The sequence below is a fragment of the Streptomyces sp. NPDC025806 genome, from assembly GCF_055558275.1.
Map to the genome: position 1 here is coordinate 51,598 of NZ_JBVHMU010000010.1, position 16,232 is coordinate 67,829.

At 72.8% G+C, this 16,232-nt stretch carries 12 protein-coding genes; 8 read left to right on the plus strand and 4 right to left on the minus strand.

Annotated elements, in window-relative coordinates:
- Positions 1-203 precede the first annotated feature (203 nt).
- Positions 204-1,928 carry a lactonase family protein gene (locus ACZ4E1_RS23110; RefSeq protein ID WP_467542061.1) on the plus strand — a complete coding sequence of 575 codons (1,725 nt, stop codon included), beginning with the start codon at positions 204-206 and terminating at the stop codon, positions 1,926-1,928.
- Between the two features lie 79 nt (positions 1,929-2,007).
- On the opposite strand, the gene ACZ4E1_RS23115 is transcribed toward ACZ4E1_RS23110, so the two are convergent.
- Both ACZ4E1_RS23115 and ACZ4E1_RS23120 read right to left on the minus strand, forming a co-directional pair.
- The gene (locus ACZ4E1_RS23115; RefSeq protein ID WP_467542063.1) at positions 2,008-2,421 is read right to left on the minus strand and encodes an SCO4983 family protein; all 414 of its coding nucleotides are present in this window, start codon (positions 2,419-2,421) and stop codon (positions 2,008-2,010) included.
- Positions 2,422-2,532: 111 nt separating this feature from the next.
- Entirely contained in the window at positions 2,533-3,741 is a 1,209-nt protein-coding gene (locus tag ACZ4E1_RS23120) for a pyridoxal phosphate-dependent aminotransferase (RefSeq protein WP_467542065.1), read from the minus strand.
- A gap of 253 nt (positions 3,742-3,994) precedes the next feature.
- Between ACZ4E1_RS23120 and ACZ4E1_RS23125 the strand changes: the two genes are divergently transcribed.
- The 4 genes from ACZ4E1_RS23125 (at position 3,995) to ACZ4E1_RS23140 (ending at position 10,562) form a co-directional block, all read left to right on the plus strand.
- Positions 3,995-4,624 (plus strand): alpha-ketoglutarate-dependent dioxygenase AlkB, encoded by a 630-nt coding sequence (locus tag ACZ4E1_RS23125; RefSeq protein ID WP_467542067.1) that lies wholly within the window; start codon positions 3,995-3,997, stop codon positions 4,622-4,624.
- Between the two features lie 97 nt (positions 4,625-4,721).
- Entirely contained in the window at positions 4,722-5,357 is a 636-nt protein-coding gene (locus ACZ4E1_RS23130) for a hypothetical protein (RefSeq protein WP_467542069.1), read from the plus strand.
- Between the two features lie 230 nt (positions 5,358-5,587).
- Complete coding sequence (locus ACZ4E1_RS23135; RefSeq protein WP_467542071.1) at positions 5,588-7,789, plus strand: bifunctional polysaccharide deacetylase/glycosyltransferase family 2 protein; 2,202 nt, start codon at positions 5,588-5,590, stop codon at positions 7,787-7,789.
- A 118-nt stretch (positions 7,790-7,907) separates the two neighbouring features.
- A complete protein-coding gene (locus ACZ4E1_RS23140; protein ID WP_467542073.1) occupies positions 7,908-10,562 on the plus strand; it encodes a WD40/YVTN/BNR-like repeat-containing protein in 2,655 nt (884 codons plus the stop codon).
- Positions 10,563-10,576: 14 nt separating this feature from the next.
- On the opposite strand, the gene ACZ4E1_RS23145 is transcribed toward ACZ4E1_RS23140, so the two are convergent.
- Positions 10,577-12,181, minus strand: a complete 1,605-nt coding sequence (locus ACZ4E1_RS23145; protein ID WP_467542075.1) for an N-acyl-D-amino-acid deacylase family protein — start codon at positions 12,179-12,181, stop codon at positions 10,577-10,579.
- A gap of 256 nt (positions 12,182-12,437) precedes the next feature.
- Entirely contained in the window at positions 12,438-13,736 is a 1,299-nt protein-coding gene (locus tag ACZ4E1_RS23150) for an amino acid deaminase (protein ID WP_467542077.1), read from the minus strand.
- Positions 13,737-13,902: 166 nt separating this feature from the next.
- On the opposite strand from ACZ4E1_RS23150, the gene ACZ4E1_RS23155 reads away from it, so the two are divergent.
- Genes ACZ4E1_RS23155 through ACZ4E1_RS23165 form a run of 3 tightly spaced genes read left to right on the plus strand, consistent with a single transcriptional unit; the run spans position 13,903 to position 16,147 of the window.
- Complete coding sequence (locus tag ACZ4E1_RS23155) at positions 13,903-14,976, plus strand: sugar kinase (RefSeq protein WP_467542079.1); 1,074 nt, start codon at positions 13,903-13,905, stop codon at positions 14,974-14,976.
- Entirely contained in the window at positions 14,973-15,740 is a 768-nt protein-coding gene (locus ACZ4E1_RS23160) for an IclR family transcriptional regulator (protein WP_467542081.1), read from the plus strand. Before ACZ4E1_RS23155 ends, ACZ4E1_RS23160 begins: the two co-directional genes overlap by 4 nt.
- On the plus strand, positions 15,737-16,147 hold the full coding sequence (locus tag ACZ4E1_RS23165; RefSeq protein WP_188337147.1) for a RidA family protein: 411 nt from the start codon (positions 15,737-15,739) through the stop codon (positions 16,145-16,147). Before ACZ4E1_RS23160 ends, ACZ4E1_RS23165 begins: the two co-directional genes overlap by 4 nt.
- Positions 16,148-16,232: the final 85 nt, after the last annotated feature.

Consider the following 16,232-nt stretch of genomic DNA (forward strand, 5'->3'; position numbering starts at 1 on the left):
CCTGAACGAGCCCCCCGTACAACGGCGTACGGGGGGCTCGTTCGCATGTGTGCCGCTGTGCCGCTGTGCCGCTGTGCCGCTGTGCCGGTCCGTCGGTGGGCCGTGATCAACTCGCCCCTTCACATGTCCCTCACATGCTTCAATGTCCCCACACAGTCGCCCATCGGGGAGATGGGCGCCAACTCAGCCTGTGGGGGGCACAGTTGAGCAAGGTTCAGCACCTCAGACGTACCGCCGCGCTGCTCGTGGCCGGCGTGCTCGGTGCGACGGGACTCGTCGGCGCCACGGCGTCGCAGGCCGTCGCCGCGACGCCCGCCGACACCGCCGTGAAGCTGCCGGTCACCAACTTCTCGGCGCTGGCGGTCGACTCCGCCCACCAGCGGGTCTACGTCACGGAGGGCACCGCGTCGAACCCGACGCCCCCGGCCGTGCACGTCTACGACTTCGACGGCCGGAAGATCACCTCGATCAGCACGCCCGCCGTTGCCTCCGGCCTCGACGTCAGCGCCGACGGCACCACCCTGTACGTGGCGCAGCCCAGCGGCATCCTGGCCTTCGACGCCGAGACCCTGGAGCAGCGGAGCCTGACGACCGCGAGCTACGACACCTGCGGGCGGTCGCTGGCCGTCGCGGGCGGCCGGGTCTGGCACACGACCGCGTACTCGTTCGGCTACTGCGACACCCAGTACGCGACCCTGGGCCGGCTGAGCGATCCGGCGCAGAACACCGGCTGGGGCGACTACGGCCGCATCCAGCTCTTCGGCGGCGGCCCGGCCGCCCCGGACCGCTTCTACGCGGCGCAGCCGGCCAACTCCAGCGCGCCGAACCCGTTCATCACCGCGTTCGCCGCCGACAACGACGACCCGGTGCGCGGCCCCGAGCGCCGCTTCGCGGGGGAGGACGGCAAGGGCGCGCTCGACTTCAAGGACCTGGCGCCCAGCGCCGACGGCAAGAAGCTCGCCGTCGCCGACGCCGCGTCCGGCACCCGCCTGCTGAACGCGGACGACTTCAGCGACGCGGCCGCGCAGTACCAGCCGCTGCCCGACGGCGCGAAGGCCTCCGCGGTCGCCTTCAGCGGCGACGGCAAGTACGTGGCCCGGGGCGCCGCCGCCTACGGCTCCACGCCCGACCTGCTGATCCAGCCGGCGAACCCGGCGGACACGACGGCGCCGCTGGAGTTCGCCTTCGAGGGCAGCCTCGACGGCAGTGAGATCGTCCCGCGCGGCCTGGAGTTCTCCGCGGACGGCTCCCGGCTGTTCGCCGTGACCTCCTACGGCAACCAGTTCTGGCTGCACGTCATCACGCCGCCGGCTGCCCAGTACGACGCCCGCTTCAGCGGCGATCTGACGCAGTCGCCGAGCAGCGCGGTGGTGGGGGAGCCGGTGGCGCTGCGCGGCCGCCTCGAGTTCGACGGGTCCGCGCCCGCGGATCCCGCGAAGGTGACGGCCGTGCGCGAGGACGCGGACGGGAAGACGGAGCTGACCCCGGTGAAGTTCGCCGCGGACGGCACGTTCACCGTCTTCGACGTGCCCGACAAGGTCGGCGAGGCGACGTACCGGGTGTCCTACCTGGGCGATCTCACGCACCGGCCCGCGACGGACGTCGTGAAGACGGTGCAGGTGGGCAAGGCGCCGACGATGCTCACGCTCGACGCGCCGAGCGAGGCGACGACGAGCGGCGGTGTGGTGATCCCGGGCACCCTGACGGCCACGGGTCCCGCGCTGCCCGCCGACCTCACGCTCACCGTGCGCCGCACGGACCGGCTGGGCACGACCGAGCTGGCCCCGGTGACGGTCGGCGCCGACGGTACGTTCACCCTCCGTGACACCCCGCGGACCATCAAGTCGGCGACGTACACGCTGACCTGGGCCGGTGACGCCTACCACCGGGACGCGACGGCGTCGGCGACGGTGCTCGTGCGCCGCTGACCCGGAGGCGTAGACGGAGACGTAGGGCCGGGGGCATCGACGATCCGGCCCTACGCCACGCCCTAGGGCGTGTGTCGCCCTAGGCGGCGACGGGCTCCACGGCGTCCGCGTGGAACTCCATCCGGCGGGCCGCGAGGATCGCCGCCGCCGTGTCCGCGCGGGACGCGGCGACGACCAGGGCGCGGCCCGCGAGGGCGTGGGCGCGCTGGTGCAGGGCGATCAGATGGGGCGCGTGCAGGGCGTCGGCCACCGTCGAGCGGACCGGGGCGTGACCGCCGCGCAGGCGCGCGACCTGGGCGGCGAGCTCCTCTGCGGCCGAGTCGAGCTCCGGCGTCCCGGCGACCGCGCGCAGCTCGTCGGTCACGGCGAGGAGGGCCGCGAGATGCCCCGCGAGCTGGATGTCCAGCTCCTCCTCGCGAGAACGGTGCGGGAAGTCGCCGCCGGGGGCGGCCACCGGAGTGTGGACCGACTTGGTGCGGATCGGCTCGTACATCGGAGGCCTCCAGACAGGAGCGGGCGCGGATTGGCCTCCATCGTACCTTGGACTTCGTCTAAATTAGAACCTGTCCAAAAACGAGTCGCGTCCGGAGCGGCGTCCGCCGGGCTACTGGCTGTAGCCGTCCAGGAAGTTCCCGATCCGGGTCACGGCCTCGGTCAGCTGCCGGGTGTCGGGCAGCGTGACGACGCGGAAGTGGTCGGGCTCCGGCCAGTTGAAGCCCGTGCCCTGGACGACCATGATCTTCTCGGCGCGCAGCAGGTCGAGCACCATCTGCCGGTCGTCCTTGACCTTGAAGACCTTGGGGTCGAGGCGCGGGAACAGGTAGAGCGCCCCCTTCGGCTTCACGCACGTCACGCCCGGGATCTGCGTCAGCAGCCCGTGCGCCACGTCCCGCTGCTCCTTCAGCCGGCCGCCCGGCAGTACCAGGTCGTCGATCGTCTGCCGCCCGGTGAGCGCGGCGACGACACCGTGCTGGCCCGGCATGTTCGCGCACAGGCGCATGTTGGCCAGGATCGTGAGGCCCTCGATGTACGACTGGGCGTGCGCGCGCGGACCCGAGATCGCCATCCAGCCCACCCGGTAGCCGGCCACCCGGTACGCCTTCGACATGCCGTTGAAGGTGAGGGTCAGCAGGTCCGGGGCGATCGCGGAGGTCGGGGTGTGCGTGGCGCCGTCGTAGAGGATCTTGTCGTAGATCTCGTCGGAGCAGACCAGCAGGTTGTGGCGGCGGGCGATGTCGGTGAGGCCGCGCAGCATCTCGTCGCTGTAGACGGCGCCGGTCGGGTTGTTCGGGTTGATGATGACGATCGCCTTGGTGCGGTCGGTGACCTTCCGCTCCACGTCGGCGAGATCGGGCATCCAGTCGGACTGCTCGTCGCAGCGGTAGTGCACGGCGGTGCCGCCGGACAGCGAGACGGCGGCCGTCCACAGCGGGTAGTCCGGCGCGGGGACCAGCACCTCGTCGCCGTCGTCCAGCAGGCCCTGCATGGCCATCACGATCAGCTCGGAGACGCCGTTGCCGATGTAGACGTGCTCGACGTCGGTCTCCACGCCGAGGGTCTGGTAGTGCATCATCACCGCGCGGCGGGCGGCGAGCAGGCCCTTGGCGTCGCCGTAGCCGTGCGCGTCGCCGACGTTGCGGAGGATGTCCTCGAGGATCTCGGGCGGGCAGTCGAAGCCGAACGCGGCCGGGTTGCCGGTGTTCAGCTTGAGGATGCGGTGCCCTGCCGCCTCCAGCCGCATCGCTTCCTCGAGAACCGGGCCCCGGATCTCGTAGCAGACGTTGGCGAGCTTGGTCGACTGGATGAGCTGCATGGACAGACTGTACGGCGGCCGCTCGCGCGGGCGCGCTCACTCCGCCGCCGCCCGGAGGACCCCGAGGCGGCCCGGTTTCGGATGTCATGGCACGCAGTGCCGGATGCCTGAGGAATGCCGGGTGCGGGTGGGGGTGCGGCTTGGATGCGTGGGCCCCCCGGGCCGGGTGAGATCGGCCACTCGCGAGGACGCGCGTTCTGGCCTCCTGTGCGCGTTCGAGCACATGTTCGAAGAAGGGCGTTACCCTGGAGCCATGCTCCAGGGATCCCTCTTCGACCAGGCCGACCGGATCGAGGAGACCGCGCTCGGCGGCCTCGACGGACTGCGCCGCACCGAGCTCGGGGCCGGCGCCTGGATCGACGTGCTGCCCGGCTGGCTGCACGGCGCCGACGCCCTGTTCGAACTCCTCGCCGCGCAGGTCCCGTGGCGGGCCGAGCGCCGCCAGATGTACGAGCGGGTCGTCGACGTACCCCGGCTCCTCACGTTCTACGGGGCGGGCGAGGAGCTGCCGCACCCCGTGCTCGACCGGGCCCGCGAGGCCCTGTCCGCCCACTACGCGCGCGAACTGGGCGAGCCGTTCACCACGGCCGGCCTCTGCTACTACCGCGACGGGCGGGACAGCGTCGCCTGGCACGGCGACCGGATCGGCCGCGGCGCCCGCGAGAACACGATGGTGGCGATCCTCTCCGTCGGCGCGCCCCGTGACCTGGTGCTGCGACCCGTGGGCGGCGGCGGACCGGCCGTGCGCCGGGCCCTCGGGCACGGCGACCTCATCGTCATGGGCGGCTCCTGCCAGCGCACCTGGGAACACGCGATCCCCAAGTCGACCCGGGCGGCCGGGCCCAGGATCAGCGTCCAGTTCCGGCCACACGGAGTGCGCTGACCTCGGCGTTCCGCGTGCTTGGCGGGGAAGATCCGGGTCTGCGTCGATATCGCCGACGACTGTTCCGGGCCACCGGAACCCCTTAAAATCCGCGCTCATGTCCTGGCAGCACCCCCAAGAAGACGCCGAACCGCACCTGTCCGGTGTCGTCTACGACCCACAGCAGGCGGCGGGCGCCTACGACGGTTACGCCGACCCGGCCACCGTCCACGGCTGGCGTGAATCGGCCACCGTCGCCCCGGCCGCCCTCCACGACGCGACGGAGCCGCTCCCGGCGGTGCCCGACGACGGCGCCGTGTTCGTCGACACCTCCGGGCGCCGCGGGCGCCTGATGCGGCGCGGCGGGATCGCGCTCGGCGCTCTCTGCGTCGTGTTCCTCGGCCTCGTCGTCTTCGGCCTCTTCGGGTCGAGCCCGTCGAGCGGCCCGCTGTCCTGGACCGACGGCGACGACGACGGCGGCAAGCAGCGCGCCGAGCACTCGGCCCCCGCCACCCCGGGCCCCGCCACGAGCGAGGCCCCGGCCGGCACCGGAGCCACCGAGTCCCCGAGCGCCACCCCGTCCGGCGACCCGGACGACACGCCCAAGAAGAAGGAGGCGAGCCCGGCCGCCTCCACGTCCGGCGCCCCCGCCGACACCCCCACCACCACGTCCCCACCCACGACCGAACCGGCCCGCGGCAACTCCACCAACAACCCCGGCCGCGGCAACGGCTCCACCAAGGGCCCGAAGTGACCCGACCCACGGAGCCCGCCGCGGAGCCGACGTGACCCGGACCACGGTGCCCGCCGCGGGGCCGACGTGATCCGAAGACCCTTCCGCACACCCGACAAGAACGGCGCGAGCCCGACCAGCTGCGCGTCCTGCCGTACGGGCGAGGCGCACCCCACCACGCCCGCTCGGGGGAACCCCACCGACACCCCCGGGCGAGGCAACCGCTCGCCGGGGCCCAGCAAGGGACCGAAGTGACCCGGAGATCCCCCCGCGACACCCGCACCACCGCCCGCCGCAGCACGGCACCCCCTACGAGCGCCCGCCGCAGCACGGCACCCCGTACGAGCGCTCGCCGCACCCCGCCCCCGCCCGTACGCCCCCGTACCCGCCACGCCCTGCGGCGGGATCCGCGTGCGCACTGGCTTCTGCTGCTGCTCGGGCTCGCCGTCGCCACGACGGCGCTGACCTTCAGCGGATACGGGCGGCACGAGATCGCCGCGACCTCCGGGCCGGCCGGCGACTGCGCGCCCGCGCCCCGCGCCCTGCGCGCGCAGGGGCCCGTCCTCAGCCAGGACCCCGGCACCGGCGATCCGCGCAGCGCCCGGATGCCCGCCAGAGCCGTGGCGCTCACCTACGACGGCGGCCCCGACCCGGCCTGGACCCCGGCCCTGCTCGACGTGCTGGCCCGCCACCACGCCCGCGCCACCTTCTTCCTCACCGGCACCGAGGCCGCCGCCCACCCCGACCTCGTGCGCCGGATCCGCGACGCGGGCCACGAGATCGGCACCCACACCTACAGCGACGTCAACCTCGCCGAGGTCTCCGCCGTCCGCGCCCGCCTCGAACTCTCCCTCGGCCAGAACACCCTGGCCGGCTCGGCCGGAGTCGGCACCCGCCTCCTGCGCCTGCCGCACACCGCCACCACGGCGTCCCTGTGCGCGGACCAGGCCGCCGCCGCCCGCCGCGCGATGGCCGACGGCTACGTCGTGGTCGCCGCCGACGCCCCGGCCCGTTCCCCGCGCCTGGGCGCCGTCCGCCAGTTCACCGGCTCCGCGCAGGCCGTGCGCGACACCGAGCGGATGTTCGCCGCCCCGCTCGGCGGCGTCCGCTTCACCACCGTCGGCGACGGCCTCGGCCTCGACGGCGTCACCCACTCCGTCTCCGTCACCGAACAGGTCCGCGGCACCGCCCTGGTCTGGGCCCAGACCGCGTCCCGCCTCTTCGTCGACGCCATGGTCTGGCTGATGGTCGCCGCCGGCGTCATCACCGTGGCCCGGCTCGTGCTGCTGTTCACCGTCGCCCGCGTCCACGTGCGCCGCGTCCGCGCCCGGCGCCGCCGAGGCCGCCGCCCGCCCCGCCTGACCGAACCCGTGTCCGTGATCGTGCCCGCGTACAACGAGGAGGCCGGCATCGAGGCGACGATCCGCTCGCTGCTCGCCTCCACCCACTCCTACGTCCAGGTCATCGTCGTCGACGACGGTTCCAGCGACCGTACGTACGAGATCGCCGAGTGGATGCGCGCCCAGGACGCGCGTGTGATGGTCGTGCGGCAGGAGAACGCGGGCAAGGCCGCCGCCCTCAACACGGGCCTGTCCTGGGCCCAGTTCGACCTCGTCGTGATGATCGACGGCGACACCGTCTTCGAGCCCGACGCCATCGGGAACCTCATCCAGCCGTTCACCGACCCGCGCGTCGGCGCCGTCAGCGGCAACACCAAGGTCGGCAACCGCCAGGGCGTCCTGGGCCGCTGGCAGCACCTCGAGTACGTCATCGGGTTCAACCTCGACCGCCGCATGTTCGACGTGCTGGAGTGCATGCCGACCGTGCCGGGCGCCATCGGCGCGTTCCGCCGCACCGCCCTCGACGGCGTCGGCGGGGTCAGCGAGGACACCCTCGCCGAGGACACCGACCTCACCATGGCCCTGTGCCGGGCCGGCTGGCGCGTCGTCTACGAGGAGACGGCCATCGCCTGGACCGAGGTCCCGGCGAGCGTCCGCCAGCTGTGGAAGCAGCGCTACCGCTGGTGCTACGGCACCCTGCAGGCCATGTGGAAGCACCGCCGCGCCCTCGTCGAGCGCGGCCAGGCCGGCAAGTTCGGCCGCCGCGGACTGAGCTACCTGCTGCTCTTCCAGACGCTGCTGCCGCTGTTCGCCCCGCTCGTCGACGTGTTCGCCGTGTACGGGCTGCTGTTCCAGGGCACCGGCCAGGCGGCCCTGGTCTGGCTGGCGTTCACCGCCGTCCAGGTCGTCAGCGCGCTGTACGCGCTGCGCCTCGACAAGGAGCGCTTCGAGCCGGTGTGGACGCTGCCGCTCCAGATCATCGTCTACCGGCAGTTGATGTACCTGGTCGTCGTCCAGTCCGTGGTCACGGCCCTGCTCGGCAACCGGCTGCGCTGGCAGCGCATGCAGCGCACCGGCACCTTCAGCAAAGGCCTTGCAAACGAGGGCAGTTGAAGATGTAAAGCAGTGATGCGCAGGCGGAGCGCGGGAGTACGGTTCCCGCGCTCGGCCCGGAGATCAAGCGCGCCCGTTGGGGCGGGCGCCGCTCCGGGCCGCGGAACCGGAGGCACACATGCGCCTGCAGTCCGCGAGATCCGGCATATCCGGCAGACGGCGAGCGACCCGAACGGTCCTCGCCGTCTGCGCCGCCGGACTCCTCGTCGCCGGGACGGGACCCGTCACCGGCGCCTACGCGGAGGAAGACGACGCGGGACACGGCCGCCACGAGGTGGCCGGCGACGAGTCCCACGAACTGATGGAGTCGCTCGACTCGTTCAACGACCCGCGGCTCTCTCCGAGCGGCCAGGTGGCCCCCGGGGCGTACGCCGCCGCCTGGTCGCACATCAAGAACATGCCGGTGCAGTCGTCGAGCTGGAGCGAGGTCACCACCTCCCCGTACCACGCCGACGCCCTGCACTACCGCGACCGCTCCGCCTCCAACTCCGGCGGCGGCGCCGGGCATTCGGCGGGCCGGATCGCGGCCATGGCCACCGACCCGACACACACCGGCGTGGTCTACGCGGGCGCGGCGGGCGGCGGCGTCTTCCGCTCCAGCGACAACGGAGCCACCTGGACCCCGATCGCCGACAAGCTGCCCGCCCTGTCGGTGGGCGCGCTCGCCACCGCCCCCGACGGCTCGCTGTGGCTGGCGACCGGCGAGGCGAACACCGCGTCGGACAACTACCTCGGCAGCGGCGTCTACCGCCTCGCGAACCCGGCGACCGGCACCTTCTCCGAGGCGGACAAGGTCGGCGGCACCGAACTCGACAGCGCCTCGGTCCACACCCTCGCCTTCGACCAGGCCGCCGGCTATGTCTTCGCCGCGTCCTCGCACGGTGTCTACCGGCGCGCGCTCGCCGCCGGGCAGTCCGCCGCGTGGTCGAAGGTGCTCGCTCCGTGCGCCGGCGTCGGCGTCACCGGCGTCACCTGCGGCACGACCCCCGAGTTCGCGGACATCGCCGACGACATCGCGGTCCGCCCCGGCAGCGACGGCAAGAAACTCGTCGCCAACGTCGCCTGGCGCGGCGGAGCCGGATACAACGGCTTCTACTACTCCGACGACGCGGGCACGACCTGGAAGCGCGCCAACCCGACCGGCGCCATCAACCCCGCCGAGATCGGCAACGCCTCCTTCGCGTACGCCGCCGACGGCTCGAAGCTCTACGTCTCGATGGAGTCCCCCAAGCTCCTCAACAAGGCGTCGGGCGCCGGGGTCTACTCGGTCCTCGCGGGCGTGTACGCGAGCGAGAGCGGCGACGCGTCCGGCCCGTACAAGCAGATCGCGACCGCCGCCCAGCTCTCCGCGTCGGGCTCCGCGATGAAGGTCAACGAGATCGGCACCGGCTACCAGCCGGGTTCCCAGGCCTGGTACGACCAGATCGTGGCCGTCGACCCCGCCGACCCGAACCACGTCTACCTCGGCCTCGAGGAGATGTTCGAGTCCCGGGACGGCGGCGCGAACTGGAAGGCGATCGGCCGGTACTGGGACTTCGGCATGCCCTGCTTCAGTTACGACGAGGCCGCCGACACCTGCGACGGCGACGTCATGCACTCCGACCAGCACGCCCTCGCCTTCTCCCAGTGGAAGGGGCAGGCCCCGCAGCTCTTCGTCGGCAACGACGGCGGCGCGTACGCCCGGCCCACCGCCCAGAAGACGTCCGGCTGGCGCAACCTCAACGAGTCCGGGACCCTGCGCAACCTCCAGTACTACTCGGTGGGCGCGGGCAAGATGACCGACGGCAGCGGTGAAGCCGTCTGGGGCGGCCTCCAGGACAACGGCGTCTCGCTCCTCGCGCCCAAGGGCTCCACGTACCAGGGGCAGGCGCTCAACCCCGACGGGCAGATGGTCTCCCCGTTCGGCGGCGACGGCGGCGACCAGCTCGTCAACCCGGCCAACGGCTGCGAGACGGTCGGCGAGTACACCAACCTCGCCCTCCAGATCACCCGCAACTGCGGCTACACCGCGAGCGACGACGGCGCGGAGGACGTGATCACGGACATCGCGCCCGACGACCCGAACGCCCGCTTCATCGCCCCGTTCAGCGCCGACGACAAGGACGCCGGGTACTGGGTGGCAGGCGGCCAGTACATCTGGGGGAACACGGAGACGTGGGCCACGGACGACGGCGACGCGTGGACGAAGCTGTACGACACCGGCGCCGGGCACTCCACCACGGCGGTGGCGAGCGCCAACCGTGTGGTGTGGGGCGCCTGGTGCGGCTCCTGCAACCCGGGCGCGTCCTTCGGGCGCGGCATCGTCACCAACTACGGCGGCACCTGGCACCAGGTGACGCTCCCCGCCGACTTCCCCAACCGCTACATCGCCGACGTCACCATCGACCCGTCCGACGCCACGGGCGGCACGGTGTACGCGGTCGTCAACGGCTTCTCGCGGCACTGGAACGAGGGCCCCGGCGCCGGATACGGCCATGTGTGGCGCACCACCGACGGCGGAAAGACGTGGACGGACGTGAGCGGTGCCGCCTCGGCCGCCGACTCCTTCCCCGACGCCCCCGCCAACTCCCTGTACGTGGCGGCGGACGGCACTCGTGTCGTCGCCACCGACCTCGGCGTCTTCGCCGGCGCCGCCGGGGCCGACGGCCACTGGAAGCGCCTCGGCACGAACCTGCCGACCGCTCCGGCCGTGTACCTGTCGCCGAGCCCCGACGGGAAGAGCCTGTACGTGGCCACGCACGGGCGCGGCATCTGGAAGACGGCGATGCCGTGACCGCCCCGCGGTGACTACCCCTTGACGGTCCGCCGCACCGACCTCCCCGCGAGGACATCGGTGCGGCGGCCGTCCTCGATGACGAACCGTCCGTCGATCAGCACGTGCGGGATACCCACCGGCAGGGTGCGCGGCGCCTCGAACGTCGAGCCCGCCGCCACCGTGTCCGGGTCGAAGAGCACCAGGTCGGCGCGGTAGCCCTCGCGGACCAGACCGCGGTCCGGCAGCCTGAGCCGGGCCGCGGGCCGCGAGGTCAGGTGCGCGACCGTCTCCTCCAGGGACAGCACGCCGAGGTCGCGGGCGTAGTGGCCGAGGTAGTGCGGGAACGTGCCGTACGCGCGCGGGTGCGGCTTGACGCCCTGGAGGATGCCGTCGCTGCCTCCCGTGTGCACGGGGTGCTGCATGATCGCCCGCACGTTGTCCTCGTGGCCGACGTGCTGGAGGATCGTCGAGCCCAGGTTGTCGGCGAGCAGCAGGCGGCGGGCGGTGACCCAGGGGCTCTCGCCGTGCCCGGCGGCAGCCTCCGCGACCGTCTTGCCGACGTATCCGGCGAGCCCCGGGTCGGAGACGCCGGAGATCTCGATCGTGTCCCACTCCATCGGCACGCCGTGACAGCCGTCGGAGCCGATGACCTCGACGTGGTGCCGGATCTTCTCGGCGGTCGCGTCGTCCCGCAGCCGGGCCAGGGTGGCCTCGGGGCCGCCCTCGTTCGCCCAGCTCGGCAGCATCGCGACGAGCGTCGTGGCGCCCGGCGTGTACGGGTAGGTGTCGAGGCTGATGTCGGCGCCGGCCGCGATGGCGCCGTCGAGCAGCTCCAGCAGGTCGGTGCCCTTGCCCTTGTTCACGCCGAAGTTCATCGTGGCGTGCGCCAGGTGCAGGGAGCAGTCCGCGGTGCGGGCCAGCTCGACCATCTCGCGGTACGCGTCCAGGGCGCCGGCGCCGTAGCTGCGGTGGTGCGGGCAGTAGTAGCCGTCGTACCGGGCCACGACCCGGCACAGCTCGGTCAGCTCGGCGTCCTTCGCGTACATGCCCGGGGTGTAGGTCAGCCCCGAGGACATGCCGACCGCGCCCTGCTCCATGCCCTCGGCGACGAGGCGGCGCATGTGGTCCAGCTCGGCGTCCGTGGCGTCCCGGTCGTCCCAGCCGACGGCGTACATCCGCACCGTGCCCTGGGGGATCAGATAGGCGGCGTTCACGGCGATGCCGCGGTCGAGGCGGTCCAGGTACTCGCCGACGGTGCGCCAGTCGAAGTCGATGTCGGACCCGTCCCCGTTCCAGCCGGCGATCACCTGGCGGACCTGGCCCAGGGTGCGGTCGTCGACGGGCGCGTAGGACAGGCCGTCCTGGCCGAGGACCTCCAGGGTGACGCCCTGGGCGGCCTTCGCGCTGTGGTCCGGGTCGCGGATCAGGGCGAGGTCGCTGTGCGCGTGCATGTCGATGAAGCCGGGGGACAGGGCGAGTCCGTCCGCGTCCAGGGTTCTCCGCGCGGAGGGGCGCGGGCCCTTGCCCTCCGGGTGGATGCGGGTGATGTGGCCGTCGGTGATGGCCACGTCGGCGCGGTAACTGGCGTCACCGGTGCCGTCGATGACGCGCACGTCCTTGATGACCAGGTCCGTCATTCCTGGCTGCCTCTCCTTGGGGGGTGGTCTTTCGGGTGCGGCTCCGGTGGGGGCTGGTCGCGCAGTTCCCCGCGCCCCTGAAATGCAGACCCTTCGGGTCGCATTTCCCCGATCAAGGCGCCGGGCGCCTTTCATCTGGGGAAGGCGCGGCGAAGCCGCAGCCTTCCAGGGGCGCGGGGAACTGCGCGATCAGCCCCCACCGGCCGGTGGTCGACATCGGACCGGTGGGCCTACGGCGCGTGGTCGCGCACCGGGCTCAGAAGAACGTGCGGACGTAGTCCACGACCGTGCCGTCCGCCTCCACGACAGGGATGAGCTGCCACTTGTCGAAGGAGGTGCAGGGGTGCGACAGACCCATGCCGATCCAGTCACCCACCTCCACCCCGGCGGAGCCCTCCGTACGGACCCACCCGTGCTGGTCGGACAGCCCCGTCACCGAGACCCCGTCCGCATCCCGCACGGCCCCCGTACGCCCGTCCCGCACGACCTGCGCCTCGGGCAGATCGAGGTCGTACGCCGCGTCCCGCTTGCCCGCGTTGGTGAACGCCTGCTCCGGCGTCGGCCGCGACACGACCTGCGCCCACAGCCGGAACGCCGGTTCGAGCGCGCCCTCCTCGGCGACCCGGTTGAACGGCGTCAGCCGCCGGTAGTGCCCGTCGTCGTGCGACACGTACGCCCCGGAACGGAGCAGCTTCAGTACGGGCGCGCTCAGCTCGGGGATCTCGGCGAAGACGTCCGCCACGGCGTCGAACCAGGCGGAGCCGCCCGCGCTGATCACGATCTCGTCGAGCCCGGCGAAGCGCCCCGCCTTGTCGAAGTCGGCGGCGAGCGCGACGAGCCGCCGCAGCCACGCGTGCACCCGCTCCGGGGTCGCCTGCGGCACCTCGCCCTCGTACCCGGCGACACCGACCAGCCGCAGCGAGGGCGCCGCCGCCACCGCGTCCGCGACCTCGGCGCACTCGGCCTCGGTGCGGATGCCGGTCCGGGCGCCCTCGCCCGCGCCGAGCTCCACGACCACGTCCACCGGCCGGGAGGCCCCGGCGGCGGTCAGGGCGGCCTGCATCAGTTCGACGCCGCGCACGGAGTCCACGTAGCAGATGAAGCGGAAGTCGGGGTCGCGGTCCAGCTCGGCGGAGATCCAGCGCAGCGCCGTCGCGTCGACGACCTCGTTCGCCAGGAACACCCGCTCGGTGCCGAACTTCCGTGCCACGCGCACCTGGTGGGGCACGGCGAGCGTGATGCCCCAGGCGCCGCGGTCGACCTGCTGCTGGAACAGCTGCGGGGCCATCGACGTCTTGCCGTGCGGCGCGAACGCGAGCCCGTGCCGCTCCGTGTACGTCTCCATGAGCGCGAGGTTGTGCTCCAGGCGCTCCGCCGACAGGGCGAGGACCGGCGTGGTGAAGCCGTCGGTGAACAGGTTGAGCCGGCGCTCGGCGAGCTCCGCGACCGTCAGGCCCTCGGCCGCCGGCGGCATGCCCTTGAACCGGAAGTCCACTCGCTCGTGCGCGAGCTCCTCCAGCGCGGTGACGGCGTCGACGGCTTTGTCGGCGGTCATGGAGCCTCCTCAGGCTTGCCCGTTGCATCATGTGCAACGGTCATTGCGTATGTCGCTTACTGCTGTCTAACATCCGAGCCAACGCCGGGTCAACGGAGCCGTTGACCCCCGGACGCGACCCAGCCGCGACCGTAGCCGCGACCCAGCCGCGAGGAGACCCCGCACCGTGACCGCCACCGGATCCGCACCCGCCGCACAGGCCTCCCCGGCTGCCCGGGAGGCCGTGGAGGTCGTCGCGCTCGGCGAGTCCATGGTCACGTTCCGGCCCTCCGTCCCGGGGCGGCTCGCCGACGTTCCCTCGTTCGACCGCGGTATCGGCGGAGCCGAGTCCAACGTCGTGTGCGGACTCGCCGCCGCCGGACACTCCACCCGCTGGGTCAGCCGCGTCGGCGCCGACGGCTTCGGCGACCACCTCGTCGAGGCGATCGCCGCCTACGGGGTCGACACCGGCGCCGTGCGCCGCGACCCCGCCCGCCCCACCGGCATCTACTTCCGCACCGCGGGCGACCGGGCCGGCGACGACCACGAGGTCGCCTACTACCGGGCCGGATCCGCCGCCTCCGCGATGTCCGCCACGAACACGGACCTGGACGCCCTGCGCTCCGGCCGGATCCTGCACCTGTCCGGCATCACCGCGGCCCTCTCCGACGGCTGCCTCGGCCTGCTCCGCACCGCCATGGGCACGGACGGCGGCCCGCTCGTCTCCTTCGACGTCAACCACCGCCCCGGCCTGTGGTCCGAGCCCGCCGACGCCCGCGTCCTGCTCGACCTCGCCCGCCGCGCCGACCTCGTCTTCGTCGGCGAGGACGAGGCCGAGGACGCCTTCGGGATCACCGGCGGCCCCGACGCGATCCGCGCCGCGCTGCCCGAGCCGAAGATCCTCGTCGTCAAGCGGGGCGCCGACGGAGCCGTCGCCTACGAAGGCACCACCCGCGTCGAGGAACCCGCCCCGCGCGTCGACGTCGTCGCCGCCGTCGGCGCGGGCGACGCCTTCGCCGCCGGATTCCTCTCCGCGACCCTGCGCGGGCTGCCCCTCGCCGACCGGCTGCGCCACGGCCACCTCTGGGCCGCCGCCGTCCTCACCGTCGCGGGCGACCTCACCGCGCCCCCGACCCGCGACCACGCCGAGCGGCTGACCGGCCTGGAGCGCCCCGCGTGGGAGAAACTGCACCTCGGCCCCGGGTGGACCGGCACGGACTCCGCCGACGAGAGGCCCGCCGAGGAGGAACGCACGCCATGAGCCAGACCGTCGACCGCGCGCTCAGCATCCTGCCGCTGCTCGCCGAGGGACCCGCCGACCTGGGCCAGGTCGCCGACCGCCTCGGCGTCCACAAGTCCACCGCCCTGCGGCTGCTGCGCACCCTGCACGAGCACGGCCTCGTGCACCGCCAGTCCGACCAGCGCTACCGCCTGGGCGCCCGCCTCTTCGCCCTCGCCCAGGAGGCCGTCGAGAACCTGGACGTGCGCGAGATCGCCCACCCCCACCTCGTCGCCCTCAACGAGAAGTGCGGCCACACGATCCACCTCGCCGTCTACGAGGAGAACGAGGTCCTCTACATCGACAAGGTGGAGAGCCGCTACCCGGTGCGCATGTACTCGCGCATCGGCAAGCCCGTCGCGATAACGGTCGCGGCCGTCGCCAAGCTGCTCCTCGCCGACCTGTCCGAGCCCGAGCGCCGCGCCATCGCGGAGCGGCTCGACTACCCCCACTACACGGCCCGTTCCACCCCGAACGCGTCCGCCTTCCTCCAGGAGCTGGACACGGTGCGGGAACAGGGCTGGGCCACCGACCTCGGTGGCCACGAGGAATCCATCAACTGCGTCGGCGCGCCCATCCGGGGCGCCGACGGCAAGGTCGTCGCCGCGATGTCGGTCTCCGCGCCGAACGTCGTCGTCACCGCCGAGGAACTCCTCACCCTGCTGCCGCTGGTGCGCCGCACGGCGGAAGCCATCAGCCGGGACTACTCCGGCAACACCCCCTCGAAGGAAGCCAGTTCATCATGAGCGAGAAGACCGCCCTCACCCCCGCCACGCACACCACGCCGCCCGCGAAGTTCTCGCACGGCGTGAAGAAGGGCAACATCCTCCAGGTCGCCGGCCAGGTCGGCTTCCTGCCCGCCGTCGAGGGCCAGGCCCCCACCCCGGCCGGCCCGACCCTGCGCGAGCAGACCCTCCAGACCTTCGCCAACGTCAAGGCGATCCTCGAAGAGGGCGGCGCCACCTGGGACGACGTCATGATGATGCGCGTCTACCTCACCGACGTCGACCACTTCGCGGAGATGAACGCGATCTACAACGCGTACTTCGAGGAGCAGGGCCTCAAGGAGGCCCCCGCCGCCCGCACGACCGTCTACGTCGGTCTGCCCAAGGGCCTGCTCATCGAGATCGACGCCCTCGCCGTCCTGAGCTGACCCGCCCGGACCCGAGGCTCCACCCCCCACGGGAACCCGCAGTTCCCCGAGTTCACCCCGTCACGGTGCGGCGCGTCACCCCCCC